Below are 26,098 nucleotides of genomic sequence, written 5' to 3' on the forward strand. Positions count from 1 at the left end.
GCGAGGTGGTACAATTCCTGACCGCAGATCGACCGGGCGTCAGGATGGGTTCGGACGCACTGCGGGCCGAGAGTACGGGACGTAGCGCAGTCCGGTAGCGCACCTGAATGGGGTTCAGGGGGTCGCGGGTTCGAATCCCGCCGTCCCGATCGATGTGGCAGCGTAACATCATCAAGAGCAAGGCTTTGCAGAGCGCTCCGCGAACGACTCGCGGGGCGCTCTGCATTTCAGGGTTCCAGTGGAAGCGCAGTGGAAGCATCTGCGCACAGCGGTGGCGCGAATTGCTCGGCGTCGCGATACTCGATCATGGCCACCGTCGAGATTCACATCCGCACGAATGCGGAAACCGTCGCCCGCCACCTGAGCGAGCGCGCCCAACGGCAGATTCCGTTCGCGCTCGCTCTCGCGAACACCAAGACGGCGCGTGCAGGGCAGTCCGCCATGCAGGAGCGCATGCCGCGGATCTTCCAGCTGCGCGGATCGGAGCGACTGTTCCGCCAGGCGGTGAAGTCGAAGCCGGCGACGAAGAGGGATCTCATCGCGAATGTGCGTATCGAGGGGCCGGAGACGGCGAAAGGATACGACGCACGCGTGAGCCGGTTGATTCTGCGGCACGAGAAGGGCGGGGCTCGCACGTCGGACGCGGTGTACCGCGTGCACGGCCAGCTGCAGGCCCTAGGCTTCTTCCTACCCGCCAAGGGGCTGCGCACGCCGGCGGTGAACGTCCCGCGGCGACTGTACCCCCTCGAACATCGGCGCCGCACTGCGTCGGAACGTCGACGGCTCCCTCCTACTTCGCCAACTCGCGCAAGGGCGGAAGGTGAAACGGGGTAATGCACAGCGGGAGTTCTCCTACGTTGCCCTCCCCAGTGGGATCTACGAGCGGCGCCGGTTCGGCAGCTTCTCCGCGCTGCGGCCGCTGTGGCATTTCGAGCGCACCATCCAACTGCGGCCGCGGCTTGGGTTCTTCACCACGCTCGAGGCGGTCGTACGCACGCAGCACGCCGCGAACGTTCAGGAAGCCCTCACCTTCGCATTCAGGACCGCGCGATAGTCCCGTGCGGATCGAGGATGGCGAGCCCTTTCTCGATCCGTTCGAGCGCCGCCTGCATCGAGGGTTCGTCGCGCGAGGCCTTGATCAGCACGGCCGCGGCAATCTCTGGGGTGCACGTCGGTGAATCGATGCACAGCTGCACAAGGCGCTCCTTACCTGGCATGCCTAGCGACCGAATGCTCTCGATGCGGCGCCGCTCACTGGCGGCGGCGTCGGCCCGGATGCGCTGCAGTACGGCCGTGTGCGTGAGCTCCAAGGCGGCGATCGTGGCGTCGAGTGTGGCGTCCGTGATCGGTGCGCCGGACGCAGGAGCGGAGGGGGATGGGGAGGACATAGGCCGTGGGGTATGGGGTGCTCGAGGAAGGGGACTAGCGCGCCGGATCGGGGATCCGGAGGATCGCCAGCATCGCGGCCGCGCGGGTGAGCAGCGGTTCCGGATCCCACTCGTCGGTGTGATCGTCGCCGCGCAGCCAGGCGTCGATGTCGCCAATGAGCGCGCGCACGTCGCGAGGGGTCGGCGGGTGCTGTGGGGTGAAGGTGGGATGTGTGACGGGCACGGAAAGAGGTAGTGGTGTATATCTTCGGAAGGTTGCAGCCTAACGAATGATGCTCTAGTTAGTTAGTGCGGGTCCCTCTGGTGATGTGGGCACGGGGTGCCGAAGACCGCGCTAACTGTGTGTATCCACGGCATTTCGTCCCCTTTTCCGTTTCCGCCTGTCGATCGTGTAGGCTCCATGTAGTTAGTGTGGACGGGGGCGGGTCCCTCCGGGCGCTTGTGTTTGCGGGGGCCGCAGACCGCAGGCCTAGGCTACATACACGGCACGCCAGGAGCGATTGCGCTTGCGCACGTTAGGCGCCGGCGAGGCGGGCGAGGCGTCCCGGAACACCTCGCCCGCTGTCGGTCGCCGCTCAGCGGGGCAGGTCCGCCGGGTGCACCAGGAAGTACGGGCCCTGTCCCGCGTCGAGCCGGGGGAGCATCCGGAGGCGCTCGTTCAGGTACAGCTTCCCGTTCGTCAGCGAGCAGCCAGGGGGCACCGGAACCCCGGTCTCCTCGATCAGCTCATTGTAACGGCCGTCCGTGCGGCGCCGCGTCTCGATCTCGCTGAACTCGTCGCTCACGCGGCGCAGCGCGTGCAGCGTCTCGACCAGGGCCGCCGCCTGCTTCTGGTAGTCCGCGTGCAGCTTCGCGGAGCGCGTGGAGAGCTCCCGCGTCTGCTTCAGGTCGGCCGCCCACTGGTCGCGCGCCGCCTGCTCCGCCTCGAGCGCTTCCGTCTCCGCGAGGAGCTTCTCGAGCTCCGCACGCTGCATCTGGAGCTCCTGCAGGTCGTACTCGGCGCCCTTCACCGCGGAGCGCGTGCTGACCTTGTCGTTCTCGGCGCCGTCGACGACGGCTTGCCGCCAGGCGTCCTTCCGCGCGGTGAGTTTCGCTTCGGCTGCCGCCGACTCCCGCTCGACGCGCGCTAGCTGTTCGCGAATGCTGGCCGACTTCGGCGTCGTGCGCAGCGTGGATAGCAATCCCATGGGGTCCTCAGGGTGATGGGGTGGGGATCAGGCGAGGAGCTTCGCCTGCGGGGGGAGCGGGCGACCACTCGCCTCGCTCGGGAGCGGTGCGGGGCTCGCGAGCTCGCGGAGCCGATCGGCGTTCGCCTCGAACGCGGCGAGTTTGTCGTGGGCTTCGCGGTCGGTCGCGGGGATCGCGAGACGGGCCGCGTCCGCGAAGCCGCGCAGGTAGCGATCGAGTCGAGCAAGAACGGACATGGCGAGACCGAAAGAGGTGAGGGTTAGTTGGCGCGGGAGAGCCCGGCGCGTCGCACGGCGACCTGCAACTCCGTTGCGAGCGCGCCCTGGAAGAGGTCGTAGATCCGCTGTTGGACGAGGCGCGCGAGCTCGTCCTCGCTCGCGGTCGTGACGCTGCCGTTGAAGGCGAGCGTGAGGTTGACGACGATAGGAGACGAGAGCCCCGCCGCGCCGCGCATGCCCCCCCACTGCTCCGCCACCTGCGACGGGAGCAGCGGGGCGCGGACGGTCGGTACTGGGCTCAGGGCACGGGCGAGGTTGCCCGCGAGCGCATCCCGGATCTGCTCCGTGGCCACCACGTTGCGCCCGAAGAGGTCGACCAATCGGTTCGCCGTCACCTCCGTGATCGACGCCGCCGCGGCAATGTTCGCGCTCGAGGCGGCCGCGGCTCCGGAGGATCCGCTCCCTGTGCCCTGCAGCGCCGACGGCCCGACGACCGGCACAGATCGGATCTGCGCGAGCAGCCTGAGCACGGCCCGCTGCACGTCGGCGTCGGTGGTGGACTTGCCTAACGCGATCAGGGCGGCCTCGGCACCGGCGCGCCCCTGGGCGGTCGAGACGTCGAACTGCTTGAAGAGCGCGGCGAGCTCCGGCATCACGTCGCTCACCTTCGCGGCGGAGCGGCGCAGCTTCTCCAGTGGATCGGTGATCCCCTCCAGCTCCGTCTCGAAGTCGGCCGCATCGAACGCGGCGCCCAACTTCTCGGCGAGCGTGGCCACCTTCGTGGCCGCCGCGTCGGCCCCATCCTCGAGGCCGACGAGCGCCGACAGCAGCTCGTCCACCGAAACGCCCATGGCGGCCGCGAGCGACTCGAGCGTCTCTGGGCTTCCGGCGATCGCCTGAATCCAGGCCTCCATGGCGTCCCGTCCGTCCTGCGTCGAGACGTCGAAGTCGCCCAGGATCGCCGCCAGCGCGGGGAATGCCTCGCTCAGCGCGGCCACTCGGATGCGCAACTGCTCGGCCGGGTCGGTCACGTCGTTGAGGCGGATGCGCGTCTCCGCGCGATCGAGAATCGCCTGGCGCCGGGCGCTCTCGGCCGCCAAGCGATCCGCGGCGTCTCGCGCGATCTCGTCGGCCGCATCGGCGGCGGCCTCCAAGATCTGCTTGATCGCGTCGATGATCGCCTGCTCTTCGGTCGTCACGCCGCCTTCGGCGAGCGCGTCGAAGATCGCCTGGGCCCGCGCCTTCAGCGTGTCGAGGGCCTGCGGGTCGGTCTTGAGGTCGAGCCCTTGCAGGAGCTCGCCGATCGACGGGAACTGCTCGCCTAACGCGTCGGCGAGGGCGGTGAACTGGTCGATGGCGCTCGTGCCGAAGATGGCGAAGCGATCCTGCAGGACGCCGAGCGCGTCGCTGAACTTCTGGGCCTCCGGGATGGTGGACTTATACGCCTCACGGACCGCCCGAAGCATTGCGATCTGTTCCTTCTCGGCATCGCTCAGCTCTCCGTCGGCGGCGAATGCGTCGATGATCTTCGCGATCGACGCGTCCATAGCATCGAGAGACGAGAAGTCGAGCGCGGCGAAGGCCTCGTCGTTGAGGCCGGAGAAGTTCAGGCGGACAAAATCCTTGATCTTCTGCAGCCGCTGCTCGGCGGTCATGGTTCCGAGTTCCACCGCCACCCCCCACGCTTCCATGGCGTCGTTGAACCGCTCGCCGGCCTTCTTCGCGGCCGGGTCCATCTCCCGGAGGCGCTCGATGGCCGCGAGGATCTCCTCGATGAACTGGTCGAGCGAGAGTCCACCCAGGTCGCTCACGTCGAGCGAGTGAGATGCTGCGCAGGGTCTCGGTGAGGCGGGCGATGGCGGCCGCGCGCCCCTCGGACGTACGCAGACTGTCGAGCTCCCCGATCGCTCGAGCGATCGCGCGCGCGCCGTCCGTCTGGTCGGTCAGCACGCGCAGCCGCTTGACCAGACCTTCGATGCCCTCGAAGGCGGTGGGATCGAGGCGCGCCTCGATCTCCAGGCGCCGGAGCTGGCCGCTGAAGCCCTTGGTGATGGCCTCGAGGTCGAGCCGCTTGAGGGCGTTGAGGAAGTCGACGTAACTCTGTTTGGTGCCGTTGAGCGTGATGCCGAGCGACTTCGCCAGGGCCTCGATCTCCTTGAACGAAAGGCCCGTCTGGAACTCGAGGAACGAGGCCTCGTTGACGTCCCGGAGGGGGCCTGCGTCGCCGAACCGACGGAAGCCGCCGGCGTTGCCGGTGTTGGCCAGCAGGAGCCCCACGGCATCGCGGACGCCGGCGATCGACTTCCCGCTCGCGCTGATGCCGAGCAGGTCGCCCGTATTCTTCGCGATGTTCCGGAGGACCTCGAGGTTCTCGACGTGCTCGCGCTGTCGCTGCTCGGTCGCGGGGTCCTTCCCGACGGCGCCGGCGATGAGCGAGATCGCGCCACTCGCCAGCTGCGCCGCGCCCCCGGCGGCATCGCCCGCGATGATCCGCCCCAGCCCAGCGGCTACGTCGATCGTCGCGGCGAGGGCCTTCGCGGCCTCGTCCGACAGCACGCCAAAGGCGTCGGCGGCGGTGAGCGTGAGTCGGCTGATGTCCTCGATCGACCGCCCCAACCGCTGCGCCTTCACCTGCGCCTGGTCCTGGTTGCGGAGATCGTCGTTCGAAGGCCCGTTCCCACCGGCGGCCGCGATCTCCTGCTGCAGCTTGGCGATCTGCGCGCGGAGTCCGGCGATCACGATGGCGCTCTGCTCGGATCCGCCGGCGAGCGCTTCGACGGTTTCGAGCTTACTGAGCTGCGCTTCGACCTCCTGCAGAAGCCCCATGAGGCCCAGCTGGGCGTCGAGCGAGGAGATCGCCGTCGACTTCACCTGGGCGATGCGCCCCTCGATCGTTTCCAGCCCGATCGCGACCTTCGCCAGCGCCTCCTCGAAGCCGAGCAGGTCCTCCACCTGGTCGGGCGCGAACTTTTCGGACAGCTCCTTCCGGAGCTTCGCGAGCTTGACTCGGAAGTCGTCGATCACGGTGGGCGTCAGCGACGCGCGGAGCGTCTCGAACTCCTCCGCCGCCTTGGTCGCGGCCGTGTTCTGCAGCACCGTACGCACCGCAAGGGCCTGTTCCGCGAACTTCGTGAAGACAGCCGTCTGCTCGGCCGTGGGTTTCTTGAGTTTGTCGCGGAAGCTGTCGCCGAGCTCGCGCACCGCGCGGTCGAAGTCGACGAGCGCCACGTTTCCTTGGGCCGCGCGCGCGAAGAGATCGTCGAAGCCCTGGGTCAGATCCCGGACGATCTGCGCCGTCGCGCGCGGGTCCTGCGTGCTCGCACCGCCGCGCGACGCGGTGGTCGTGATCGGCGAGCGGACACCGCTCGCGTCTCCGCCCGGGGCGAGCAGGCGGCGGCGAATGTCGTTGAACTCAGCCTCCGCCTGTCGGAGCTGCGCGACAATGCGGTGCGATCGGCCTTGACCTTCTCGAAGAGGTCAGCCAGCGGCGAGACCGGCACACTGCCAATCTTTGCGGCGGCGAACTGCGACGCCCCCACCTGCCCACGGAGGGCCGATTGCGCTTCCGCTCCCTTCGCCCGCAACGCCTCGAGCTCGCGCTCGGCCCCGGCCAGTTCCACGCGCAGCGCCCGGATCCCGTCCGCGAAGCCGGCGGCCGGTGTCCCCTGAAAGAGCGTCTTCGCGCGATCGGTGAGCCCGGTGAAGTCGCCGCGATTCTGCAGGTCGTCGAGCGTGCGCTTCGTGTCCGCCGCGAGGCTTTGCGTCTCGTCCCGCGTGCGCCGGAAGAACTCCGTCACCGCGACGAGGCCGATGCCGATGGCGCCGACGATCGCCCCTTGCGGGCCGAAGAGGAAAGCCATGTTCGAGCCCTGCACGATGACCTGCTTCAGCGCATCGCCGCCCACCTTCCCGGCGCGTGCCATGTTCTCGAAGGCCGACGCGATCTGCACGCCGGCCTGTGCGTAGCGCTGTCCGTTCGCCTGGGCGAGCGTCGCCGATTCAGCGGTCGCGCGCGAGAGGCGACGCACCGCCGTCTCGCCCTTCGCCATTTCCGCCTGCAGCTGCGCCGCGTTGGACTGGATGTCCACCTGCAGGCGCTCGATCACACTGGATGCCATGAGTTACCCCTCGGAGGTGGGAGGCGAGGCCTTCTTGCGCGAGGCCTCGATCGAACGCGCCGCACTCACGGCCTGGGCGAACAGCTTGCCTAACGCAAAGCGACGCATGTAGGCCGCGGCGTCGCCCCCGTGCTCGTGCGCGTAGGCACCGACAAAGGCGCTGAGCGACAGACGCTGTGAGGTGGTGTGATCGTCCGGCATGAGCTGGGCGACGAGGGCGGTGCGCTCACTGTTCACGCGCCGATGGGCGCCGGCGAGCGCCAGGAGGTCGAGCGGGGTGATCGCCGCCGTCCACTCGGGTGGCTCCGGCCAGTCGGCCGACACGGGGAAGGGGAGCGCCGGACCGGCGGTGATCACCCATGCCCACAGGCGAACGGCCGTCGAGCGCACCAGCGGCTGGAAGGCGCGAAGCTCCTCGCTCGCCGCGCTCTCCTGGTGCGCGAACTGCCCCGCCACTTCGGTGGCGAAGAGGATCACCTGGTTGAGGGTCGCGCAGAGCTCGAGCGCCTCATAGCTCAGGGGGTGCACGGCGACGATCTCCCCCGCCTCGAGCGGCACCGTCTCGGCGCGATCGAGGGTCGCGTCGGTGAGGGCGACCTCGCTCCGGTCCAGGGTGCCTTGCCGCTGCGCGGGGGTCGGTTCGCGCATGCGGTCGGCCAGCCGCACCATCTGCGCATAGCAGAAGATCCACGCGCCGATGCCCTCCTGCGCGTTCTCGCCCCCGCCGGGCCAGTAGGCGGCGAGTTCCTCGGGCGTGATGACGTCGGTCGCGGCGATGCTCAGCTGGTCGCGGAGCCGCCTGCAGCGGGCCTTGAGATCGCGAAAACTCCACGGCTTGGGTTCGCGGCGCGGGGGACGAGTGGCGTGGGCGGTCGGCATTACCGGATCGGCAACGGGAGGGAGATCGGCGCGCCCGCGAGGGCGACGTCGGCCAGGGCGAGGAGATGCACCGCCCGCAACGCCACCAGGCGCTCGCGGCGGGCGGTCGTGGCCGCCGGGAGTTGCTCGCGGCCGCTAAGGTGCAGCTGACGGGATGCGACTTCCCACCAGAGCACCGCCTGCGCGAGGCCCGGCGCGGGCACCTGCAACGTGTCGAGGGCGGCCGCCGTGACGGCGCCCACCCGGACCAACGCGGCGCCGGCCGCGTCCGGTAGCGGGGGCGGGGCGAGGGGCGGAGGGTGCCGTCCGGATCCGGGGCGAAGGTCACGCCGGCGCGCAGCCCCCAGGAGAGGAGCCGATAGACGTCCGGGAGCGCGGCGGGCGGAAGCTCGAGAGAGTCAGACACAGCAGGTGTCGGCGGCGGGGCGATGCATGGGTGCGTCGGGAGAAGGCGCAGGGGACGGTTAGGGGTGAGCGGGCTCCGACACGGTGGCGCACGTGGGCGGCCCGCAGGGCAGGGGATCATCCGGGCGGATCCACGAATCGTGTGGGATCCCGCGCATGACGGTGGCCTGCCAGTGCAGCACGACGTCGAACGTGGCCGTTCGCCTGGCAGCCGCCACCGACACCAGCATGTGATCGGGGGTACCGGCCGGGAGTTCGCCGTACAGCGCCGGCCGATACAGGAGGGCGACGAAGTCCGCCGCTTTGAGCGGCCCGGAGCTCCCGGAGATGTCGCGCAGCATTGGGCGCTTGTCCGGACGGTCCTCGATCGACTTCTGGTTCAGCTGCGTCGGCGCGACGAGGACAACCTGAGCGCGCTTCGCGAGGTCCTTGAGTCCGTACGAGATCGCTTCCAGCTCTTCGTCGCCGCGCCGTCGCCAGGCTGGTAGCGGACCAGCTGCAGGAAGTCGACGACGACCGGGCGAGCGTGGGATGCTGGGCCTTAAGCGCGAGGACACGCGCCACGATGTCCTGGAGACGTGGCACGGCGCCGTCGTCGATCCAGAACGGCGCCCGAAACAGTGCGGTGCTCGCCTCGGCAAGGCGCCGGTACTGCGCATCGGTCAACGTGCCGGCGCGCATGGCGCCGATCGGCACGCCGGCGAGCGCGGCGAGCAGGCGCTCGGTGATCGCCTCACTGCTCATCTCGGCTGAGACGTAGCCCACGCCCCCCTGGCCGGACAGTGCCACGTGCATCCCGCACTGCGCGGCCACGGTCGACTTGCCCACCTTCGGGGCCCCGCAGATCAGGACGACTTCGCCCGCCTGCAGCCCTTGCGCCTGCCGGTCGAACTCCGGCCACCCCAACCGGAGCCCACTGCCCTCCCCTCGGCCGCGACGCTCGATCTCGTCGCAGACGGCGTGTACCGGCAGGGGGCGGAAGCCGGCCCGCGACCGATCCGGACTCATGCCTAACAAGTCCGAGACCAGTGTCGTGCGCAACGCCTCGGCGGAGAGCTCGCCGCTCTGCACGGCCTCGCTCGCGTGGTGCATGCGGTCGAGCAGGGCGCGTCGCGCCGCGTGCTCCTGCACCAGCCGCAACGGCGCCGCGATGTTCGCCGAGGTGACGGCGTCGTCGAGCAGCATGGCCAGGTACTCCTGGCCGCCGCACGCCTCGAGCTCCCCGTGCCGTCGCAGGACGTCGCAGAGACCGAGCAGCTCGACCGGGACCCCGTCCGCGACCAACGTCGCCATCGCCGCCGCGATGCGGCGGTGCGCCGGCCGGTAGAAGTCCGCGTCGCCGAGCTGCGGGAGTACCTGATCCGGAAGGCGAGCGTCGAGCAGGAGTGCGCCCAGGAGCGCGCGCTCCGCGGCGTCGTCGTGGGGTGGAACACGTGGAGGGTTCACGACGCGACCGGGAGTTCTGGGGCATGGACGCGCTCGGCGGACGCGATGTGTTGGGCGAGGAGCGCCAATTCGGGACGGGGAGGGACCTGCATCACGCCGGCCTCTCGAGGGGCGGTCGCGGTCCGCGACGGCGAGGAGCGAGCCTGCGCGTGCGCCTCGGACGCCTCCCATCGCCGGATGATGGGCGCGACGAAGTACTTGAGCGAGCGGGGAGGCTCTTCGAGCCCCAGCGTCTGGACGATCTCCGCGAGGGCCGCCGTCGCGAACTCGAGCGGCACCCCGGCCTCGTCCAGTGACTTCGCCGCCGCGAATGAGCCGGCGTGACTCGAGATGATCGGGTCGGCCTGCTCGCCGTACCGCGCTGCGATGGCTTGGTTGGCGGCAACGGTGAGCGGGAGGGCATTCCCTCCCTGCGACTCCCCCTTCAGGCCGAGGTTTCCACCACCAGCCGCCGCCCTTCGCGCGTGGTCGTTGGTCGGTGGTCGTAGATCGTCGGTCGAAGGTCGTTGGTCGTTGGTATGGTTCGGCGACTCCTCCCCGACGTTTCCCCGACTCCTCCCCGACGTCTCCCCGACAAGTCGGGGAAGGCTCGGGGAACCATCGTCAACACTTGGCGCCGCAACGTCTTGTGGATCAATCGGCGGAAGCGCGCTGCGAAAGTTCGGCTTCTCGATCTTCTGGTGGGCGGTCCAATTGACGATCTGGATGATGCGCTGCCCCGACGCGGTCACGCCGCGCTGGATGCGCCCCATCGCCGACAGGTCGGTGAGGCTTCCCCGACTCGTCTCCGACGTTTCGGGGAAGATGAAGCGTCGATGATCTTGAGGTTGTCGAGCACGCGCCCGCAGTCGTCCGCCATCGAGATGAGACCGAGGAAAACGAAGCGCGTGAGCACCGGCAGCGGCGCTAGTTTCTCGTCGCTGAAGAACTCCGGTTTGATCGTGCGAATTCGAGGCATCAGGCCGCCTCTCGTTGGCGATCGTAAGCCCGCCACGCCTGACGGGCGGCCAGGACGTCGCCGCGGGCGGCGGTCACGCGGGCCTGCAGCGCTTCCCCACCGACGGAATACCGATGGCAGAGGGCAGCACTCTCCGCGGCCGCGAGCGACCGTTCGGCCTCACGAATGGCCGTCAGCAACGCAGCCTCCTCGCCCGTCGGGGCGAGTGGCTCTCGGTCGTTGGTGTTGCTCTCGAATGGGATCGAGGCTAGATTCACGGAAGACCCCCTCCTGGGTCAGAAGAGCCGGCCGGCCGCTCCCTTTCTCGGGGGATGGTCGGCTCTTCGCTTTTAGGTCGTGGGCGAGAACGCATGCGCCTTGAGCGTCGCGAGGATCGAGGCCACAGCAGCCGCCTCCTCGTCCTCGTTCGTCTGCCACGTGGTGGGCTCGGCGCGGCAGCGCGCCATGGCCGTGCGCCACATCGCCGCCCCACGTCGCGCGAAACGACTTGCCCGCAGACGCAGGGTCCCCTCGCAGGCGAGACCGAGCTCCCCGGCCGCTGCGTCGAAGTGGGTGATCGCGGATTGGACCAGAAGCGCGCCGAGCGCATCCTGGCGGGGCGCGTCGAGCCCGAGCGGCTCGAGGACCGCCGATTCCGCGTGCAAGGTGAGCTCGCCCCGCAATGCACGCGGCGTAGCGCCGGGGACCAGGGAGAGCGTGAGGCGGCCACTCACCCCCGTGGCGTGATCGTCGGTGCAGAGTGCGGCCAGCGGGGCCGGGAGTGCCGCGGCCAGCTCGCGTAGGGTGATCTGCCGTGAGATAGCAGGAGTCCGAGCAAGGGGCAGGAGGCTCATCGAAGGGGCGGGATGGGAGCGGCGACGTCCGAGGTCGAGCGCCGGACGTGCTGCGCGATGAAGGACTCGAGGGCGGCGCGTTCGTAGAGGACGCGTCCGCCGTAGGAGACGAAGCGCGGGCCGCGGCCCTGCACGCGCCAGTTAGCGAGCGTCTGAATCGACCGCTTCAGGATGCGGGCGGCGTCCTGTGTGGTGACGAGCACGGCGCCGAGATCCGCATCGGCGGGGAAGGCGAACGCCTCGCTCATGCGACGGCCTTTCGCTCGACGCCGCGTGCGTCCTGCAGTCGCTCGAGCACCTCGCGGCGGACGAACCACCGCGAGCCGTGGCGCTCGGCGGGAAGCACACCGCGAAGGACTTCTCCGTACAGCGAGCTGTACGAGCGACCCAGCGCGAAGCACACCTCGACCAGCGGCACGAGGGGAATCTGCGGCAGGGGCATAAGCTCTCCTTGACAGGGTTGTCGAAAGCGACAACGTTGTGACGTCAGTAGAACGACACCTAGAAAGTAGAACACGTTTCACTTTCCCGTCAACTCCTATGTCCGAATCTTTGAGCGACCGTGTCCGATTTCTCGTGAAGGTCGGGCATCCGCGCGGGGCGAAGTACGCCGCCGAAGCGATCGGCATTCCGAACGCGACGCTGCACAAGATCCTCGAGGGGCAATCCGAGAACCCTCGCTCCCGCACGCTGCAGGCGATCGCCGATCACTTCGCCACGTCCGTCCGATGGTTGCTGTCGGGCGACGGTCCGCCGCCGGCGCTACTGGCCGATGAGCGCCCGGCGGAGACCACGGCGCGCGTGCTGTCGCGACTTGGCCTCGACGCCACGCGGCGCGACACCGGGTCAGCATTCGGGGCGGTGATGGGGCTCTCGGTGTGGCCGGCGGTTCTGGAACGTGCCCTCCGTGAGGGGGCGCCAGTCGCTGCGCGCGGCGTCTCGCCCAACAACGCGGCCGCGTTCTTCGCGCATCGCCGGGCGGCGATGCAACACTTCGACGAATGCGTGGCGGAACTCCTCGAGGCGCTTGCGATCGAGGCGGGAGAGGAAGGCGCGCGTCGGCAGCTGCTCGCGCGCGACGTGCAAGAGGCGTTAGCACGCGTTCGCGAGCCCATGCCTCCGGTCGGCTCCGTCGGCGCGACGCCGGGGCGCGCCGATCCAGTCGCGTCGCTCCGGAAGCGCAGGCGATCGCGGTAGCGTTCTCCCGAACGGGCCGCGTGGAATCCTGGCGCAGTGCGTTGCACGTGGCCCCTCACCTCTCCAGTTCGAACCGCGATCGCTGCATCGCGGCGCGCACTCGCTGCTCTCCCTCCCAGGCCGTGCGCCCGTGCTTGCGAAGCACGGCGATGAGATCGTCGATAAGCGCCGCGGTCTCCTCGCCCGTCATGTGCCCGGGTTGGACCTCGGCCACCGCGACGCCGGCCCGCTCCTGAAACGGGAGCCGGGGGTCGCCGCTGAGGAGGACGAGTCGGGTCACGTTCCCAAGCGCGATGTTCTGGATGACGAACACTTCCCGCTCCGTGTCGACGGACGGGGCCGGCGCCTCCGGGAGGTCCGCCGCACTCTCAAGCAGGGTGAGGGTCGGCTGCGCTTTCCGTCGCCGTCGCTTCATGAGGACCCCCGCCCTGGCTCCGCCGCCGGGGTACCTGCAGACGGGAGCGCGACGACCACTCGCAGGCTGTCGCGCGTGCGGCGCCCGACGATGAAAGCCCAGCCGGTGAGCGAGGGCGGGGCAGGGGGCGACGGAGTGACGAGTACCAGCATCGGACGCACCTCCGGTGGCGCCCGTCGACCGCTGGTCCTATCTTGACCGCGCGTGCCTTCGGGCTCGTGGGCGGGGCGTCCGGTTCACTTTCCAGGGTGATCGACCGGCGCCCCGCTCTCTGTGCTGAGAGTAATAAGCTTCCTTAGTGCGCCTGTCAAGGATGGTTATTGTAGCTTGCTTATTACTCCCTGTGCGCCTACTATGGCCCTATGCAGGGGATCCTCTCGATGGCCGTCCGATTCCGATTGGCGGATGTGCTGGCTGAACGCACGATGACTCAAACGGAGCTCTCGCGACGCTCCGGGGTCAGCATCGTGACGGTGAATGGCATTGCCAACAACCGAACGACGCGCGTTGACCTTGAGACGCTCGATAAACTTTGTGAGGTCCTCGAGGTGGAACCAGGGGAGCTCCTCGAGCGCGAGACGCCGAAGAGGCGTCGCGGACGGTGACAAGGAGCGGTGACCCGTGCACGAAGTCGTTGTGGAGTCCGTCGTCGATCTGGTGGCTCGAATCGAAGAGTATCGGGAGCACTCCGTACTCTATCGGGGCGTGGGTCGGACGACGTTCACACTCATGCCATCGCTCGGCCGCTACCTCGCGCAGATGGAGGCGAGCGGCCTAGGGCGTGCGGACCTGCTTCGGGATGAGAGGGGGTTGTTGGACGCCTTCAAGCAACAGTCCCTCCCGTACTTGACGATTCGCCCCTCCGATGACTGGGAGTGGCTCGCTCTCGCGCAGCACTACCGCCTTCCGACTCGCTGCCTCGATTGGTCGCGCAGTCCGCTGGTCGCGCTGTACTTCGCGCTCGAGCCGGCGGTGACATACGGCCGCCGAGACGAAGACGGTGATGTCGCTGTCTACGTTTGGATCGATTCAGAGGTAGAGGTTCTAGGGGCGAGTCAGCTTGCTGGCAGAAGTCCCTGGGATCTTGAGCGGACGGTCGTATTCCAGCCGCCTCGGACCCACCCGAGGATCTCCTCGCAGTCAGCTGCACTTTCCGTTCACCCGAAGCCATGGGAGGAGCTCGACGACGCTTCCGTCGAGAAGCTCATCATTCCGCGGGGAGCGCGCTATCGCTTCTTGGAGTTTCTGCTACACACGGGCGTCAACGCGGACACCCTCTTTCCCGACTTGGAGGGGCTCAGCAGGAAACTCACGACTCGGCTGCTCGAGTTGACGCCGTGGACGTACGAACAATCCGCGGGCCCCGGCAGTGTCGGCGACGGTTAGGCAACGGTGAGATCCGTGGCGCGTTCGAGGCGCTTCGCCTCGCGCAGCACAGCGCAGGAAGCGGTGTCGGCGTCTCTTCGGGCGAGGCGGGGGCGGAAACCAAACGCCCCCCTTTCGGGTATAGTGTTCGAGCCGATACTATCTACAGACTGACGCGTCTTTCGAGGGCGACTTCCGCCCCACACTATGCCAACTGACTACTTCTTCGTCATGCCCTCTGCTGTGCGGGGGGCCGCAAGCGTTGTCGACCTCGCGGGTGCGCTGCGCGAGGGAGACTATGTGTTCGTTGGCACGTCGGAAGAGGCCGATGCCTTGGCTTTCGCGACCGATCGACGTGCGCTCGCGCGTGACTTCGCCGTCGCGAAGCAGACGCTGGAATCGCAGGTCGCCGCCGCGACGAAGTGAGCAAGAGGAGCCGGATGCCCACGCCGGCCGGCGGGCATGTCATGGCCGCGCGTCATGAGCAGTCTGTCAGCGTCGAGCAGAGTGTCTGGACCTCGCCGATCCCGCCCGCGCATGCCCTGGCAGAGTATCAGGCGCTCATCCCAGATGCTCCCGAGCGATTTCTGCGACTGGCGGAGCAGCAGTCTGCGCATCGGCGAAGCATGGAGGCCAAGGTGGTCACGTCCAACATCTGGCGCGACCACATGGGTCAGGTGTTCGCCTTCCTACTCGCGGCCGGCGCCATGGGCGGCGGCTTCTGGATGATGCATGAGGGACGATCGGCCGAAGGCCTGACGACATTCCTCTCGGCGGTCGCCGGGTTAGCCGCGGTCTTCGTCACGGCGCGAAGGCGCCAAGCGCGCGAACTGGCCGCAAAGTCCGGCGGCGACGCGCTGGCGCGGCGTCGCTAGGCGGGGCATGCAGAGCGGGAGCTGATCGCGCCCCGCTCATCCTCATGGGTGGGGTATCCCGCGCGACCAGACTCCCGCTCGTGTCGAGAAGATAGTATCGTCGCCGCGCCTACGCCTTCCCCTTCCTGAGCGGCGTGACGGGCGTCTCCTTCCCGCCGAGCCACGCCGCGAGCGACGCGGAGGCCCGGTCCGCCGCTGCTTTGACGGGATCGTCGGAGAGGTGGGCGTAGCGCGCCGTGGTCGCGATGTTCCGGTGCCCCAGGAGGGCCCGCGTCACGAGCAGGGAGTCCCCGCCCGTTGCCGACACGGCCGCGAAGGAGTGGCGGAGATCGTGGATCCGGACGTCCGGGAGCTCCGCGGCGGTGCGCACCGCGTGCCAGAGGCGATTGAGGTCCTTGAGGTGCTGGCCGGCCTTGCTGCCAGGAAAGACGAACGGGGAGCCGTGGACGCGTGGGAGCGCCTCGAGGAGCTGCGCAGCGGCTGCCCCCAGGGGACGCACACTTTTTCCCGTCTTGGTGTCCGCCAGGCGCAGGAAGCCCCGTTCCAGGTCGACCGCGTCCCATCGCAGCGACAGGATCTCGCCCTCGCGGCAGCCGGTGAGCAGCAACAGGCGGAGCGCCGCGATCGCGAAGGGGTTGGCGCGGCGCGGCGTGTCGGCGGACTTGGGCCGATTCTGCGGCTTCTTGGCCGGCGGGGACCGTCGCTTGTTGCCAGCGGCGGGAAGTCCGTGTCGTTCGGCCCGCGTGAGCACCTCGCCCAGGCGCGCCACTTCCGCGGCGCTCAGGAATCGCTCGCGGGGGACCTCCGGGTAGGGCTTCACGGCGTGCGCCGGATTGCTGTGGCGCTCGCGGAGCCCCTCGTCCTCCGCGAAGGAGAAGAACGCGCCGAGCATCGCCAGGACGCGATTGGCCTGGTAGGGCGTCGCGTGGAGGGCACGGTGCAGGCGCCGCACGTCCGCCGTCGTGGCGGCGCCCACGGCAAGCGCTCCGAGCGCCGGCACGACGTGCAGGGCCCAGAGGCGCCCGTACTCCGTCGCCGTGGTGGCCTTGCGTCGCACGCCTACCTCGCGGAGGTAGGCTTCTCCTACCTCCCGCACGCTGCGCCGGGCGCGGGCCTGGCGTCGGGTCTCGGCAGGATCGGTGCCCTCGAGGACGTCGGCGAGGAGACGCTTCGCCCGTCGGCGCGCCTCCTGGAGCGTGAGCGGACCGTGCGCGCCGATCGTGTGGCGCCGGAACCCCTGTCCGCTGGCCGGCCGGTAGCCGACAACGTAGGCGCGTCGCACAATGCCGGCGTGCTCCGTGACGCGCACGCCGAACCCTTTCAGGGTGTCGTCCCAGACGAAGTAGTCGCATTCCGGCGGGGCAGGGAGGGCGTCAACGCTGCGCTTGGTCAGGCGAGTCGTGGCCATGGGCGGGCAGGGAACCGGTGACCGGAAAACGGACGCATGCACTCCCAGTGGAAGCGCAGTGGAAGCAGAATAACGGAACTCGGCGGTATGTCGCGAAATGCGTTGTCGAGGCTAACTCGTTGTGATCGTGATAGCTAGGTGGGAGAGCGGTAGGGGGAGGGATGAGCGAAAAACCGAATGGGGTTCAGGGGGTCGCGGGTTCGAATCCCGCCGTCCCGATCAATACGAGGGAATCCGAGATCGCCCCGGCGCCAACCGCGCCGGGGCGATCTTCGTGTGGCGGTCAGGTGGCGGGGGAGGGTGGCCCGACCGACGTGTCGTCGGCGTGATCGAGTGCGACCTCGAGTCCGTCGAGGAGTGCATCGATTCGGAGCGCCAGGGTATCGGGCGCGGCCGCGGCGGCGAGCAGCAGCGCCGCGATGTCGTCTGCCATACGCGGCGGGAGCGACCGGCAGTTGGCGAGCGCGAACTCGACGAGTCGCTTCTCGCCTGGATGCAGGACACGGTTGGCGGCAAACAGGCAGTCGAAGTAGCTCGCGAGCAGTGCCGCCACGCGGTGGTTGACGCTCACCAGATCGCCGCGCGCGACCGCCGTGGCGACCTGCGCTGCATAGGACGTGTAGATCGACCGCAGGACGGGATGATTGTGCGCGATGATGTTGCGGCGCAGCGCCTCGGGATACGCGACGAGGCAGCGGGCCTTGAGCCCGGCGAGCCACGACGCGCGGTCGAAGAGCGGCTGCGATTGCTGGATGGTGCGCCAGAAGCAGGTCGTGTATCCGAGCGATGCCTGATGCGCCTCGACGACACGCACGACGCTGTCCTGCATCCAGCCGGCGTCGAAGTAGTTCACGTCGATGTGCAGCCCGCTCGCCGGGTCGATCCACTGGTCGGAGAGTCCCCAGAAGTGCTGGTCGAGCTGCGCCGTCGCGGTGCCCCCGAGTCGCGCGACCACGACCTCCCGGGTCGCCAGGGGGACGTGACCCCGCGTGAAGACGTAGAGGTCCACGTCGGACGCCGGATCGGCCGGGGCCGAAGTCCGCGCGCGTGACCCGCTGACGGCAATCGACTCCACCGCGGGGATGTCCGCGAACTGGATGCGGAAGCGCTCGAGGAAGGAGATCACCGGTGGCAGGGCGGGGTGGGTCGTGACGGGCGGAGGGAATATCGCGTGCAATCGCGCAGGTCGGCCACCGCAGGGGCGGGTTCCGGGGGAACGCGCCACGTGCGGCAGCCCGTGGTCGTGATGGGGCGGCCCACGGGCGGCGACGGCGACGAAGCGGGGCCTCGGACGAGTGGTGAGGAAGACGCGGCGAGGCGAGATTCGGGAAGTGGAACGGCGCGATCGTCGAACGCAGGGACGGTCATCGATCGCCAGTCGAGCGCCTCCCCGCGCAACGCTCCCCCTCTCCCGGCCCGAACCGAAAGAATGCGGTCGTTCGTCCAACTGCCAAGTCGCCGCGTCGAGTCCCGGCGTCGTCTTACCCTCGGAAGCGGAGGTGCGCGCCGCACCGCGCGCATGCTCGTGCTGCTCGCTTCGGTGAGCGTGCCGGCGGCGACCGTGCGCGCGCAGTCGGCGCTCACGCTCGCGTCACCCGACCAGCGCAACGTGGTCACGGTTGCGCTACGGAACGGGCGCCTGACCTACGCGCTCGCGCGTGACGGTCGCGCGATCATCCTCCCGTCGCGACTTGGATTCGCCCTTCGTGGCGCGGCGCCGCTCGACTCCGGGCTGCGACTGGTGGACACGCAGCGTTCGACGGTCGATACCACGTGGACGCAGCCGTGGGGGGAGGTCAAGCGGGTGCGCGATCGGCACCACGAGCTGCGCGTTCGGGTGGCCGAGACGTCGGGGTTGCAGCGCGAGCTGCAGGTGACCTTCCGTGCCTTCAACGACGGCATCGGCTTTCGGTACGAGTTCCCCGAGCAGCCCAACCTCGGCGCCTTCGAGATCGACGACGAACTTACCGAGTTCGCGATGGCCGACAACGCCAAGGCCTGGTGGATCCCGGCCAATCGCAAGGCGATGGACCGCTACGAGTTCCTCTATGCGTCGTCGCCCGTCAGTATGCTCGATACCGTGCGCACGCCGCTGACGATGGAGATGCAGGGCGGTCCGCTCGTGGTGCTCCACGAGGCCGACCTCTCCGACTATGCGGCGATGGACCTGGCTCGCGTGGGCGAGCGCACCTTCCGGCCGGCGCTCGCCCCGTGGGCCGACGGGGTGAAGGTGCGCGGGCGCCCCCCCTTTGCCACCCCATGGCGCACCGTGCAGCTGGCGGACAAGGCCACCGACCTCGTCCCGTCGGTCTTGGGACTCAACCTCAATCCCCCCTCGCGCATCGCCGACCCCAGCTGGATCACCCCGATGACGTACAACGGGATCTGGTGGGGGATGCACGCCGGGATGTACACCTGGCACTCGGGCCCGAAACACGGCGCCACCACGGCGAACGCGACGCGCTACATCGACTTTGCGGCCGCCAACCGGCTGGGTGGGACGCTCGTCGAAGGATGGAATGTCGGGTGGGACGGCGACTGGATCGGGACGCACGGTCGCGACTTCTCCTTCACCCGCGCGTATCCCGACTACGACCTGCGAGCGGTCGCCGCGCACGCCAGGTCGCGGGGCGTCTCGCTCATCGTGCATAACGAGACGGCGATGGGGATCGCCAACTACGAGCGCCAGCTCGACAGCGCCTTCGCCCTCTACCGGTCGCTCGGCGTCTCGGCGATCAAAACGGGCTACGTCAACGACAAGACCGCCGAGGGGCATGCCCACACCGGGCAGTTCATGGTGCGCCATCACCGTCGCGTCATCGAGACGGCGGCCCGCTACGGCATCACGGTCAACGCGCACGAACCCATCATGGACACGGGCGAGCGACGCACGTGGCCCAACATGCTCAGTCGCGAGGGCGCGCGCGGGCAGGAGTACAACGCCGGTGGGCCCGACGGCGGCAACCCGCCGGAGCATGAGACGATCCTGTTCTTCACCCGCCTCCTCGCCGGGCCGATGGACTACACGCCGGGGGTCTTCGACATCCTGCTCGCCGGCTCGTCAGGCACGGCCCGCACGCCGGACCAGCCGAGGGCGCGCACGACGCTGGCCAAGCAGCTGGCCAACTACGTCGTGCTGTACTCGCCCGTGCAGATGGCCGCCGACGTGATCGAGAGCTATGCGAACCAGCCGGCGTTCCAGTTCGTGCGCGATGTGGCGGTCGACTGGGACACCACGCGAGTGCTCGACGGCGCCATCGGCGACTACGTCGTGGTGGCGCGCAAGCAACGCGGTGCCGACCGGTGGTTCATCGGCGCCATCACCGACGAGCAGGCGCGGCGCTTCGAGATCCCCCTCGACTTCCTCAGGCCGGGGAAGCGATACGTCGCCGAGATCTACGCTGACGGCGCGGGGGCACACTGGCTGACGAACCCGCTGCCGGTGTCGATCACTCGGCGCGCGGTCGGGGCGGGGGAGCGGCTGCGGTTGTCTCTGGCGGCAGGCGGCGGTGCGGCGATCCGGATCCGCGAGCGCTAGCGCCGGGATCGGCGCACTTCAATCGGCGCGCGCGGCGGCAAGCGGCGGCAAGCGCTGGCGAGCGCTGGCGAGCGCTGGCGAGCGCCGGCGAGCTGACACGAGCCGACACGAGCTGAGGCGAGCTGCGACGAGCAGTTGCGCGTTCGAGGCGCACGCCCCGCGCGTCGATCGCGCGGTGCGCTCCGTGCGACGTGCCGCCGGACGATTCGTGGACGGTCGAGTCGTCCGCACGGTTGGGCGTGCGACGGCCGGCACATTGCGCCGAGTCGGGGAGCTGGCGAGAATACACGCTCACGATTTTGTATACAATTTGGTCCGCCCTGTTCGGAGGTCCTGTGCGACTGTCCCCTCCCGCCGCGCTGCTCCTCGCCACTGCCTTGGCCGCGCCGCAGCTGCCGGCCCAACTCCCCCCCGCTGCGACCGCGGCGGTTGCGGCGCCCGGCGTGCCGCAGGCGGCCACGCGCGGCCCGCGTGACCCCGCGGAGCTCGAGGCCTTTCTCGATGGACTGATGACGGCCTGGATGCGCGACAAGCATGTCGCTGGCATCACGGTCTCGGTGGTGCGCGACGGACGCATCCTGTTGGCGAAGGGCTACGGGTATGCCGATGTCGCCAAGCGGGTTCCCGTCGACCCCGAACGCACGCTCTTTCGCGTTGGGTCGATCTCCAAGCTGTTCACGTGGACCGGCGTGATGCAGCTCCACGAGCAGGGCAAGGTCGACCTCGGCAAGGACGTCAACGGCTATCTCGACTTCAAGATTCCCGCGACGTATCCGCAACCCATCACCCTCCTCGATATCCTGACGCATACGCCGGGGCTGGAGGAGGATCCGCGCGACCTCTTCACCGAGGATTCGTTGCACATCACGCCGATGGGGACGTGGCTTCCGGCGCACATGCCGGCCCGGGTGCGGGCACCGGCGACGTTCGCGTCGTACTCCAACTGGGCTACGGCGGCCGCGGGATACATCGTCGAGCGGCTGGGTGGTGCGAAGAGCTGGGACGACTACAACGAGCAACACATCTTCCAGCCGTTAGGGATGACGCACACCAGCTCACGGCAACCGTTGCCCGCGGCGTTGCGCGGCGACATGTCGAATGGCTACGAGTGGAAGCAGGGCGAGTTCGTCCCGCACGCGTTCGAGATCGTGACCGGGGCGGCGCCAGCCGGATCGGTGAGTGCCTCGGCCACCGACATGGCCAACTTCATGATCGCCCATCTCAACAGGGGGGCGTTAGGCGACGCCCGTATTCTGGGCGAGCAGGAGGCGGAGTTGATGCACACGCGCGTCCGGGGTCACGACCCGCGCCTCCCCGGCTTCGCCCATGGCTTCTACGAGCAGTCGTCGCACGGACTGCGCATCATCGGACATGGCGGTGATACCCAGTGGTTTCACTCGAGCCTCTCGCTCATCCCCAGCGAGAACGTCGGCGTCTTCATGTCGACCAACACCAACACGGGCGGGGAACTCTCGTTTCTCCCGTTCCTGACTGCCTTTCTCGATCACTACTATCCCGAACCGGTCCCGGCGCTAACGCCCAAGGCGTCGGACCACGCGGCGCTGCAGCGGTTCGCCGGTGAGTACGTCTTCAACCGGATGAACTTCACCAGCTTCGTGAAGGTGGCCGCCCTGGCGGGGACCATTCCCGTGGCCGCGATGGGTGACGGGACGCTGATGGTCACGACGCCCTTCGGGGCGATTCGCCTGGTCCAGGTGGACTCGCTGCTCTTTCGCGACGTCAACAGCGGAACGCGGGTGGCCTTCCGCGCCGATGCGGCGGGGAGGATCACGCACGCGTTCTACGATGCGACGCCGATGATGGTGATGGACCGGACCAACGGGCTGGGGCGGCCCGCGGTGCACCAGGCGATTCTGGGTGGCGGGCTGCTGATGTTCCTCGCCATCGTGCTCACCGCGATCGTGCGTTTCTTCATTCGCAACACGCCGGGGCGGCCGCGTGTCGAGCCGTCGATCGTGAACGGGCGTCGTGCGCTGACGTGGGCGGGGCTCCTGCTCCTGGTCTTCATCGGGCTCCTGGTGTCGCTCGTCTCCAATCCCGATGACCTGCTGGGGCCGACGCCCACGATGCTCAAGGTCGCGCTCGCCTTGCCGGTGATGGCGCTCGTGTTGGTGCTGTGGGGTGCATGGGCGATGCTCGCGCAGTGGCGCGCGGGCGACGGGAGCGTGTGGATGCGACTGCGGCACACGGGCGCGATCCTCGTGGCGCTCGTCTTCTTCTGGTCGCTGAACACCTGGAACCTGCTGGGGTGGCGGATGTAGCGACGACCGCGCCCGGCACGCTCGGGGCTTGCGCGCATCCAGCGTGCCGACTTGCGCGATGTAGCGCCGGCCCGTCGTTTGTAGGGGATCGCGAGCCGGTTGGTTCGCGGTCCCCTCGTCGTTGGAGCATGGCTCGTGAGTCCGTCTCGTCGCACGTTCCTCCAGCAGTCGACCCGGGCGGTCACCGGTGCCGCACTCTCGACGGTCCTCCCATCCGTAGCGTGGGGCGCCGCGCGTCGACGGGTGGCGCCCTCGGACCAACTCAACTTCGCGATCATCGGCGCGAACGGGATGGGGTGGTCCGACGCACGTTCGATCCTCAAGATCGACGGGATGAACTGCGTAGCCCTTGCCGACGTCGACCGCAGCGTGCTGGCCAGTCGCGCGAAGGATCTCGCCGGGATGGGGAAGCGAACGCCCGCGCTACACGAGGACTATCGTCGGCTGCTCGACGATCGCGCGATCGATGCCGTGATCGTCGCGACCCCCGATCATTGGCACTGTCTCGCGACGGTCGATGCGTTGAGTGCGGGGAAGCACGTCTACGTCGAGAAGCCGATTGCCAACACGATCGAAGAGTGTCAGGTGATGCAGGCGGCGGCGCGACGGTATGGTCGCGTGGTGCAGGTGGGGCAGTGGCAGCGCAGCGGGCCGCACTACGCCGAGGCGATCGCGCACGTGCGCTCGGGCGCGCTGGGGCGCGTGCGGGTGGTGAAGGTGTGGGCGTACCAGGGGTGGATGAAACCGGTGCCGGTGCGCGCCGATGGGGTTGCGCCTGACGGAGTGAATTACGAGCGATGGCTCGGTCCCGCCCCGCTTCGTCCGTTCAACGCCAACCGCTTCCACTTCAACTTCCGCTGGTTCTGGGACTACGCCGGCGGGTTGATGACCGACTGGGGGGTGCACGAGATCGACATCGCGCTCTACGCGATGAACGTCACGGCGCCCAGGTCGGTGGTGGCGTCGGGGGGAAAATTCGCGTATCCGGACGACGCCTCGGAAACCCCCGACACGCTGCAGGCCGTCTTCGAGTACGACGGCTTCACCATGCTTTGGGAGCACGCCACCGGGATCGACGGCGGGCCGTACGGCCGGACGGAGGGGATCGCCTTCATCGGCAACAACGGGACGCTCGTGGTCAACCGTGGTGGATGGGAGGTGCTCCCCGAGTGGGTCACCGAAGGCGGGACGCGCAAGGCGAAGGTGCCGGCGGTTCCCCTGCAATCGAACCGTGGCGATATCCTCGACCTGCACACGCGCAACTTCGTCGCGGCGATCAAGGCGAACGACCCGTCGATCCTGGCGTGTGGCATCGACACGGGGAGCGTGGCGGCCATCAACGCCCAGATGGGGAACATTGCGTTCAAGACCGGGCGCAAGGTGCACTGGGACGCCTCGGCGAACCGTTTCCGCGACGATGCCGAGGCCAACGCCCTGATGCGTGCGCGCTATCGCGACGGGTACGTGCTCCCGACCGCCTGAGGCGAAGTCGTCACGGGCGCTGGCGTTGAGCGCCCCTTTTCAGGAGTTCTGATCTCATGATCACGCTGGGCTCGTTCGACGCCGGAACGTCCGAGGCGGCGCGTACCGCCTATCTCAAGCAGCTGCAGTCGCTGACGCGCGTGGCGCTCCCCGACGTGGTGGCCGGGGTGGATCGGCTGGCCTTCGCGGCCTACACTCCCGAAGCCGACCAGCCGATGACGGTGGCGCAGGTGCAAGCAGGCCTCACGCGCGCCGGCTTCTTCCCGGGTGGGGTGGCCGATGGCATCTGCGGCTATCGCACGTTGTCGGCGATCCGGCTCTTCCAGGAATACGTGCGCTCGGTAGAACGGCTCGACGTCATTCCCGATGGTCGGTTTGGCCCCGGCACGCAGCGCCACCTGCAACGCTGGCTCGACGGCCGGCTGCAGACAACCTGGGCCCCGACCATCGCCGCATGGGCGGCGGGCACGTCCGTCGCGGGCGAGTATGCAGACTGGCTGCAGCTGCTAGACCGCGTCAAGGCCAGGCACGCGGCCGCCCCCAACCGCATGCTGCAGCTCGTGAACGCCTCGACCGTCAGGAGCGATACGCACAAGGTGGCGGCGTGGGACTATTCCCCCTCGCACGTGCACCTGGTGGGCATCCGGCGACGCGAAGCGAGCGGGAAGTTCGACGACATCTTCGTCCTGCTGCTCAAGGGGCTCGTCTTCAAGTTCCAGGGCTCGACCGAGCCGGGGGCCACCAGTTCGCCGCTGGGGCGGCCGTTCCTCGTGCAGGGGCAGCATGACTACCACTTCGGCTGGCACCAGAAGAAGTACCTCGCCCTCCGCCCGAGTGGGGCGGGGGTGCTCGTGGTGCGCTCGAAGGACAACGCGACACTCGACGAGGCAGACCTTGGCGCGGGCGTCGAGGCGAACGCGTCGATCAACGTCCATTGGGGCGGCAAGGGGCTCACGGCCGACGTGAAGACCTGGTCGGAGGGATGCCAGGTGATCAACGGCTCCGTCTACATGGATCCGGCCAACCGACTGGTGAGCTGCGCGTCGTTTGCCGCCCTCAACAACGGCGAGATCAACGCCAACCCGGCCCGGACGCGCGGGGCGTACAACGTCCTGCTGGACCTCGTGACGGCACTCGCCAGCGACCGCCCGCCCACCGTGAAGTACACCCTGCTGAATGAGGAAGACCTGGAGCTGGCGCCGGCGCTCGGCCAGGGGCTGGTGCAGGCGCGGGCGGGGGTGGCGGCACTGCTGGGGTGAGCGTCCCGCCGCCCTCCATGCCCGGTCGCGCCGTGCATGCGCCGGGCAGGTACGCGTTAGGCGGTCGGCGCGTCGGTCGCGGGCGCGGCGCGCCCCCCGGTGCGCAGGAACTCCGCAAAGTCCTCGGGGAGCCCCGCGCCTCGCACGGCCGCCGCAGCGGCCGCGACGTCGTACTCCACCCGCACGACGTCGACCTGCACGTTGCCTTCGCCGAGCCCCAACCGCACGTAGCCGGCGCGCCAGTCGCCGTCCTTGGGGCGCCCGACGCTCCCCGTATTCACGAAATGGATGCCGCCGACCGTCCGGTGCCAGGGCTTGTGCGTATGTCCGAAGGCGATGACGTCGCCCGCCTGCAGCCCGACGACCCCCGCCATCCGGAGGCAGAAATCGTCGCTCGATCCTCGGTCCAGTACACGGTGTTGAGCGTCGGCGTCCCGTGCACCAGCACGAGGCGCGGGCCGGCCAGATGTCCGCCTAACGGCCGGAGGTCGAGCGAGAAGGGAAGGGCCGCGAGCCGCCGTGTGGTCTCCGCCGAGACGGTGCGGCAGGTGAACGCGAATGACAGGTGCGCCAACTCCTCCTGGCGCGCGCTCTCCGACCGGCAGCCGCAGTGTTTGTAGCGGGTGGCGACGGTCGAGTCGTAGTTGCCGGCGATGCCCGCGACGCCGCGTGAGGCGAGGCGATCCACGACCTCGTTGGGATAGGCGGAGTAGCCGACGAGGTCGCCCAGGTGATACACGGCGTCGATGTCTCCGCGTCCATCGATGTCGGCGAGGACGGCGTCGAGCGCGTGGAGGTTCGCATGAACGTCGGACAGCAGCGCGATTCGCATGGGCGGGGCCGG

General features: G+C 68.9%; 29 protein-coding genes, 1 tRNA gene and 1 pseudogene. 11 read left to right on the forward strand and 20 right to left on the reverse strand.

The window, feature by feature from the left end; translation table 11 throughout:
• Positions 1 to 75 precede the first annotated feature (75 nt).
• Both IPN47_00755 and IPN47_00760 read left to right on the forward strand, forming a co-directional pair.
• Positions 76 to 149: transfer RNA gene (locus tag IPN47_00755), tRNA-Pro, on the forward strand.
• 157 nt (positions 150 to 306) lie between these two features.
• Complete coding sequence (locus tag IPN47_00760) at positions 307 to 834, forward strand: hypothetical protein (GenBank protein MBK9406579.1); 528 nt, start codon at positions 307 to 309, stop codon at positions 832 to 834.
• 203 nt (positions 835 to 1,037) lie between these two features.
• On the opposite strand, the gene IPN47_00765 is transcribed toward IPN47_00760, so the two are convergent.
• The 16 genes from IPN47_00765 to IPN47_00840 form a co-directional block, all read right to left on the reverse strand.
• Positions 1,038 to 1,310, reverse strand: a complete 273-nt coding sequence (locus IPN47_00765) for a hypothetical protein (protein MBK9406580.1) — start codon at positions 1,308 to 1,310, stop codon at positions 1,038 to 1,040.
• A gap of 112 nt (positions 1,311 to 1,422) precedes the next feature.
• On the reverse strand, positions 1,423 to 1,611 hold the full coding sequence (locus IPN47_00770; protein MBK9406581.1) for a hypothetical protein: 189 nt from the start codon (positions 1,609 to 1,611) through the stop codon (positions 1,423 to 1,425).
• A 352-nt stretch (positions 1,612 to 1,963) separates the two neighbouring features.
• Positions 1,964 to 2,575, reverse strand: a complete 612-nt coding sequence (locus IPN47_00775; GenBank protein ID MBK9406582.1) for a hypothetical protein — start codon at positions 2,573 to 2,575, stop codon at positions 1,964 to 1,966.
• 27 nt (positions 2,576 to 2,602) lie between these two features.
• Positions 2,603 to 2,812 carry a hypothetical protein gene (locus IPN47_00780; GenBank protein ID MBK9406583.1) on the reverse strand — a complete coding sequence of 70 codons (210 nt, stop codon included), beginning with the start codon at positions 2,810 to 2,812 and terminating at the stop codon, positions 2,603 to 2,605.
• Between the two features lie 23 nt (positions 2,813 to 2,835).
• On the reverse strand, positions 2,836 to 4,341 hold the full coding sequence (locus tag IPN47_00785) for a hypothetical protein (protein ID MBK9406584.1): 1,506 nt from the start codon (positions 4,339 to 4,341) through the stop codon (positions 2,836 to 2,838).
• Positions 4,241 to 5,995: a hypothetical protein gene (locus IPN47_00790; protein ID MBK9406585.1), complete on the reverse strand. Its 1,755-nt coding sequence runs from the start codon at positions 5,993 to 5,995 to the stop codon at positions 4,241 to 4,243. The genes IPN47_00785 and IPN47_00790 overlap by 101 nt, the downstream gene beginning before the upstream one ends.
• A gap of 71 nt (positions 5,996 to 6,066) precedes the next feature.
• Complete coding sequence (locus tag IPN47_00795; protein ID MBK9406586.1) at positions 6,067 to 6,912, reverse strand: hypothetical protein; 846 nt, start codon at positions 6,910 to 6,912, stop codon at positions 6,067 to 6,069.
• A 3-nt stretch (positions 6,913 to 6,915) separates the two neighbouring features.
• The gene (locus tag IPN47_00800) at positions 6,916 to 7,791 is read right to left on the reverse strand and encodes a hypothetical protein (protein MBK9406587.1); all 876 of its coding nucleotides are present in this window, start codon (positions 7,789 to 7,791) and stop codon (positions 6,916 to 6,918) included.
• A complete protein-coding gene (locus IPN47_00805; GenBank protein ID MBK9406588.1) occupies positions 7,791 to 8,033 on the reverse strand; it encodes a hypothetical protein in 243 nt (80 codons plus the stop codon). The genes IPN47_00800 and IPN47_00805 overlap by 1 nt, the downstream gene beginning before the upstream one ends.
• Before the next feature lie 280 nt (positions 8,034 to 8,313).
• Entirely contained in the window at positions 8,314 to 9,642 is a 1,329-nt protein-coding gene (locus tag IPN47_00810; protein ID MBK9406589.1) for an AAA family ATPase, read from the reverse strand.
• The gene (locus IPN47_00815; protein ID MBK9406590.1) at positions 9,639 to 10,394 is read right to left on the reverse strand and encodes a hypothetical protein; all 756 of its coding nucleotides are present in this window, start codon (positions 10,392 to 10,394) and stop codon (positions 9,639 to 9,641) included. The genes IPN47_00810 and IPN47_00815 overlap by 4 nt, the downstream gene beginning before the upstream one ends.
• Positions 10,370 to 10,600, reverse strand: a complete 231-nt coding sequence (locus tag IPN47_00820) for a hypothetical protein (GenBank protein ID MBK9406591.1) — start codon at positions 10,598 to 10,600, stop codon at positions 10,370 to 10,372. The genes IPN47_00815 and IPN47_00820 overlap by 25 nt, the downstream gene beginning before the upstream one ends.
• Positions 10,600 to 10,857 carry a hypothetical protein gene (locus tag IPN47_00825; GenBank protein ID MBK9406592.1) on the reverse strand — a complete coding sequence of 86 codons (258 nt, stop codon included), beginning with the start codon at positions 10,855 to 10,857 and terminating at the stop codon, positions 10,600 to 10,602. Before IPN47_00825 ends, IPN47_00820 begins: the two co-directional genes overlap by 1 nt.
• 72 nt (positions 10,858 to 10,929) lie before the next feature.
• The gene (locus IPN47_00830; GenBank protein ID MBK9406593.1) at positions 10,930 to 11,433 is read right to left on the reverse strand and encodes a hypothetical protein; all 504 of its coding nucleotides are present in this window, start codon (positions 11,431 to 11,433) and stop codon (positions 10,930 to 10,932) included.
• Entirely contained in the window at positions 11,430 to 11,681 is a 252-nt protein-coding gene (locus IPN47_00835; GenBank protein ID MBK9406594.1) for a helix-turn-helix domain-containing protein, read from the reverse strand. The genes IPN47_00830 and IPN47_00835 overlap by 4 nt, the downstream gene beginning before the upstream one ends.
• Positions 11,678 to 11,875, reverse strand: a complete 198-nt coding sequence (locus tag IPN47_00840; protein ID MBK9406595.1) for a hypothetical protein — start codon at positions 11,873 to 11,875, stop codon at positions 11,678 to 11,680. The genes IPN47_00835 and IPN47_00840 overlap by 4 nt, the downstream gene beginning before the upstream one ends.
• Before the next feature lie 98 nt (positions 11,876 to 11,973).
• On the opposite strand from IPN47_00840, the gene IPN47_00845 reads away from it, so the two are divergent.
• The gene (locus IPN47_00845; protein MBK9406596.1) at positions 11,974 to 12,630 is read left to right on the forward strand and encodes a helix-turn-helix transcriptional regulator; all 657 of its coding nucleotides are present in this window, start codon (positions 11,974 to 11,976) and stop codon (positions 12,628 to 12,630) included.
• Between the two features lie 55 nt (positions 12,631 to 12,685).
• Here IPN47_00845 and IPN47_00850 read toward each other — a convergent pair whose 3' ends face one another.
• A complete protein-coding gene (locus tag IPN47_00850; protein MBK9406597.1) occupies positions 12,686 to 13,045 on the reverse strand; it encodes a hypothetical protein in 360 nt (119 codons plus the stop codon).
• Between the two features lie 362 nt (positions 13,046 to 13,407).
• Between IPN47_00850 and IPN47_00855 the strand changes: the two genes are divergently transcribed.
• From IPN47_00855 to IPN47_00870, 4 genes are all read left to right on the forward strand, one after another.
• Positions 13,408 to 13,650: a helix-turn-helix transcriptional regulator gene (locus IPN47_00855; GenBank protein ID MBK9406598.1), complete on the forward strand. Its 243-nt coding sequence runs from the start codon at positions 13,408 to 13,410 to the stop codon at positions 13,648 to 13,650.
• 16 nt (positions 13,651 to 13,666) lie between these two features.
• The gene (locus tag IPN47_00860) at positions 13,667 to 14,431 is read left to right on the forward strand and encodes an FRG domain-containing protein (GenBank protein MBK9406599.1); all 765 of its coding nucleotides are present in this window, start codon (positions 13,667 to 13,669) and stop codon (positions 14,429 to 14,431) included.
• Positions 14,432 to 14,641: 210 nt separating this feature from the next.
• Positions 14,642 to 14,836: a hypothetical protein gene (locus IPN47_00865; GenBank protein MBK9406600.1), complete on the forward strand. Its 195-nt coding sequence runs from the start codon at positions 14,642 to 14,644 to the stop codon at positions 14,834 to 14,836.
• 14 nt (positions 14,837 to 14,850) lie between these two features.
• On the forward strand, positions 14,851 to 15,285 hold the full coding sequence (locus tag IPN47_00870; GenBank protein ID MBK9406601.1) for a DUF2335 domain-containing protein: 435 nt from the start codon (positions 14,851 to 14,853) through the stop codon (positions 15,283 to 15,285).
• 109 nt (positions 15,286 to 15,394) lie between these two features.
• Here the strand turns inward: IPN47_00870 and IPN47_00875 are convergent, their stop codons facing one another.
• Together IPN47_00875 and IPN47_00880 are read right to left on the reverse strand one after the other, a co-directional pair.
• Positions 15,395 to 16,693, reverse strand: coding sequence for a site-specific integrase (locus IPN47_00875; protein ID MBK9406602.1), 1,299 nt, complete (start codon positions 16,691 to 16,693; stop codon positions 15,395 to 15,397).
• A 283-nt stretch (positions 16,694 to 16,976) separates the two neighbouring features.
• Entirely contained in the window at positions 16,977 to 17,819 is an 843-nt protein-coding gene (locus IPN47_00880; GenBank protein ID MBK9406603.1) for a DUF4037 domain-containing protein, read from the reverse strand.
• Between the two features lie 303 nt (positions 17,820 to 18,122).
• Here IPN47_00880 and IPN47_00885 point away from each other — a divergent pair, with 303 nt between their 5' ends.
• The 4 genes from IPN47_00885 to IPN47_00900 all read left to right on the forward strand — a co-directional run bounded on the left by IPN47_00885 (position 18,123) and on the right by IPN47_00900 (position 25,254).
• Positions 18,123 to 20,231 carry a glycoside hydrolase family 97 protein gene (locus IPN47_00885; GenBank protein MBK9406604.1) on the forward strand — a complete coding sequence of 703 codons (2,109 nt, stop codon included), beginning with the start codon at positions 18,123 to 18,125 and terminating at the stop codon, positions 20,229 to 20,231.
• A gap of 335 nt (positions 20,232 to 20,566) precedes the next feature.
• The gene (locus tag IPN47_00890; GenBank protein MBK9406605.1) at positions 20,567 to 22,513 is read left to right on the forward strand and encodes a beta-lactamase family protein; all 1,947 of its coding nucleotides are present in this window, start codon (positions 20,567 to 20,569) and stop codon (positions 22,511 to 22,513) included.
• Between the two features lie 135 nt (positions 22,514 to 22,648).
• The gene (locus IPN47_00895; GenBank protein MBK9406606.1) at positions 22,649 to 23,995 is read left to right on the forward strand and encodes a Gfo/Idh/MocA family oxidoreductase; all 1,347 of its coding nucleotides are present in this window, start codon (positions 22,649 to 22,651) and stop codon (positions 23,993 to 23,995) included.
• A gap of 56 nt (positions 23,996 to 24,051) precedes the next feature.
• Positions 24,052 to 25,254: a peptidoglycan-binding protein gene (locus tag IPN47_00900; GenBank protein MBK9406607.1), complete on the forward strand. Its 1,203-nt coding sequence runs from the start codon at positions 24,052 to 24,054 to the stop codon at positions 25,252 to 25,254.
• A gap of 56 nt (positions 25,255 to 25,310) precedes the next feature.
• Here the strand turns inward: IPN47_00900 and IPN47_00905 are convergent.
• A pseudogene (locus IPN47_00905) lies at positions 25,311 to 26,086 on the reverse strand (metallophosphoesterase family protein).
• Positions 26,087 to 26,098 lie beyond the last annotated feature (12 nt).

It is taken from the genome of Gemmatimonadota bacterium (genome assembly GCA_016719105.1).
Classification (GTDB): Bacteria; Gemmatimonadota; Gemmatimonadetes; order Gemmatimonadales; family Gemmatimonadaceae; genus SCN-70-22.

Excerpts from the sequence above, each read along its gene's own strand:
- IPN47_00760 (MBK9406579.1), top strand. The coding sequence starts at position 307 with ATGGCCACCGTCGAGATTCACATCCGCACGAATGCGGAAACCGTCGCC.
- IPN47_00775 (MBK9406582.1), bottom strand. The coding sequence starts at position 2,575 with ATGGGATTGCTATCCACGCTGCGCACGACGCCGAAGTCGGCCAGCATT.
- IPN47_00780 (MBK9406583.1), bottom strand. The coding sequence starts at position 2,812 with ATGTCCGTTCTTGCTCGACTCGATCGCTACCTGCGCGGCTTCGCGGAC.
- IPN47_00785 (MBK9406584.1), bottom strand. The coding sequence starts at position 4,341 with ATGGACGCGTCGATCGCGAAGATCATCGACGCATTCGCCGCCGACGGA.
- IPN47_00795 (MBK9406586.1), bottom strand. The coding sequence starts at position 6,912 with ATGGCATCCAGTGTGATCGAGCGCCTGCAGGTGGACATCCAGTCCAAC.
- IPN47_00800 (MBK9406587.1), bottom strand. The coding sequence starts at position 7,791 with ATGCCGACCGCCCACGCCACTCGTCCCCCGCGCCGCGAACCCAAGCCG.
- IPN47_00815 (MBK9406590.1), bottom strand. The coding sequence starts at position 10,394 with ATGGGGCGCATCCAGCGCGGCGTGACCGCGTCGGGGCAGCGCATCATC.
- IPN47_00820 (MBK9406591.1), bottom strand. The coding sequence starts at position 10,600 with ATGCCTCGAATTCGCACGATCAAACCGGAGTTCTTCAGCGACGAGAAA.
- IPN47_00830 (MBK9406593.1), bottom strand. The coding sequence starts at position 11,433 with ATGAGCCTCCTGCCCCTTGCTCGGACTCCTGCTATCTCACGGCAGATC.
- IPN47_00835 (MBK9406594.1), bottom strand. The coding sequence starts at position 11,681 with ATGAGCGAGGCGTTCGCCTTCCCCGCCGATGCGGATCTCGGCGCCGTG.
- IPN47_00840 (MBK9406595.1), bottom strand. The coding sequence starts at position 11,875 with ATGCCCCTGCCGCAGATTCCCCTCGTGCCGCTGGTCGAGGTGTGCTTC.
- IPN47_00845 (MBK9406596.1), top strand. The coding sequence starts at position 11,974 with ATGTCCGAATCTTTGAGCGACCGTGTCCGATTTCTCGTGAAGGTCGGG.
- IPN47_00850 (MBK9406597.1), bottom strand. The coding sequence starts at position 13,045 with ATGAAGCGACGGCGACGGAAAGCGCAGCCGACCCTCACCCTGCTTGAG.
- IPN47_00855 (MBK9406598.1), top strand. The coding sequence starts at position 13,408 with ATGCAGGGGATCCTCTCGATGGCCGTCCGATTCCGATTGGCGGATGTG.
- IPN47_00865 (MBK9406600.1), top strand. The coding sequence starts at position 14,642 with ATGCCCTCTGCTGTGCGGGGGGCCGCAAGCGTTGTCGACCTCGCGGGT.
- IPN47_00870 (MBK9406601.1), top strand. The coding sequence starts at position 14,851 with ATGCCCACGCCGGCCGGCGGGCATGTCATGGCCGCGCGTCATGAGCAG.
- IPN47_00875 (MBK9406602.1), bottom strand. The coding sequence starts at position 16,693 with ATGGCCACGACTCGCCTGACCAAGCGCAGCGTTGACGCCCTCCCTGCC.
- IPN47_00885 (MBK9406604.1), top strand. The coding sequence starts at position 18,123 with ATGCGGTCGTTCGTCCAACTGCCAAGTCGCCGCGTCGAGTCCCGGCGT.
- IPN47_00900 (MBK9406607.1), top strand. The coding sequence starts at position 24,052 with ATGATCACGCTGGGCTCGTTCGACGCCGGAACGTCCGAGGCGGCGCGT.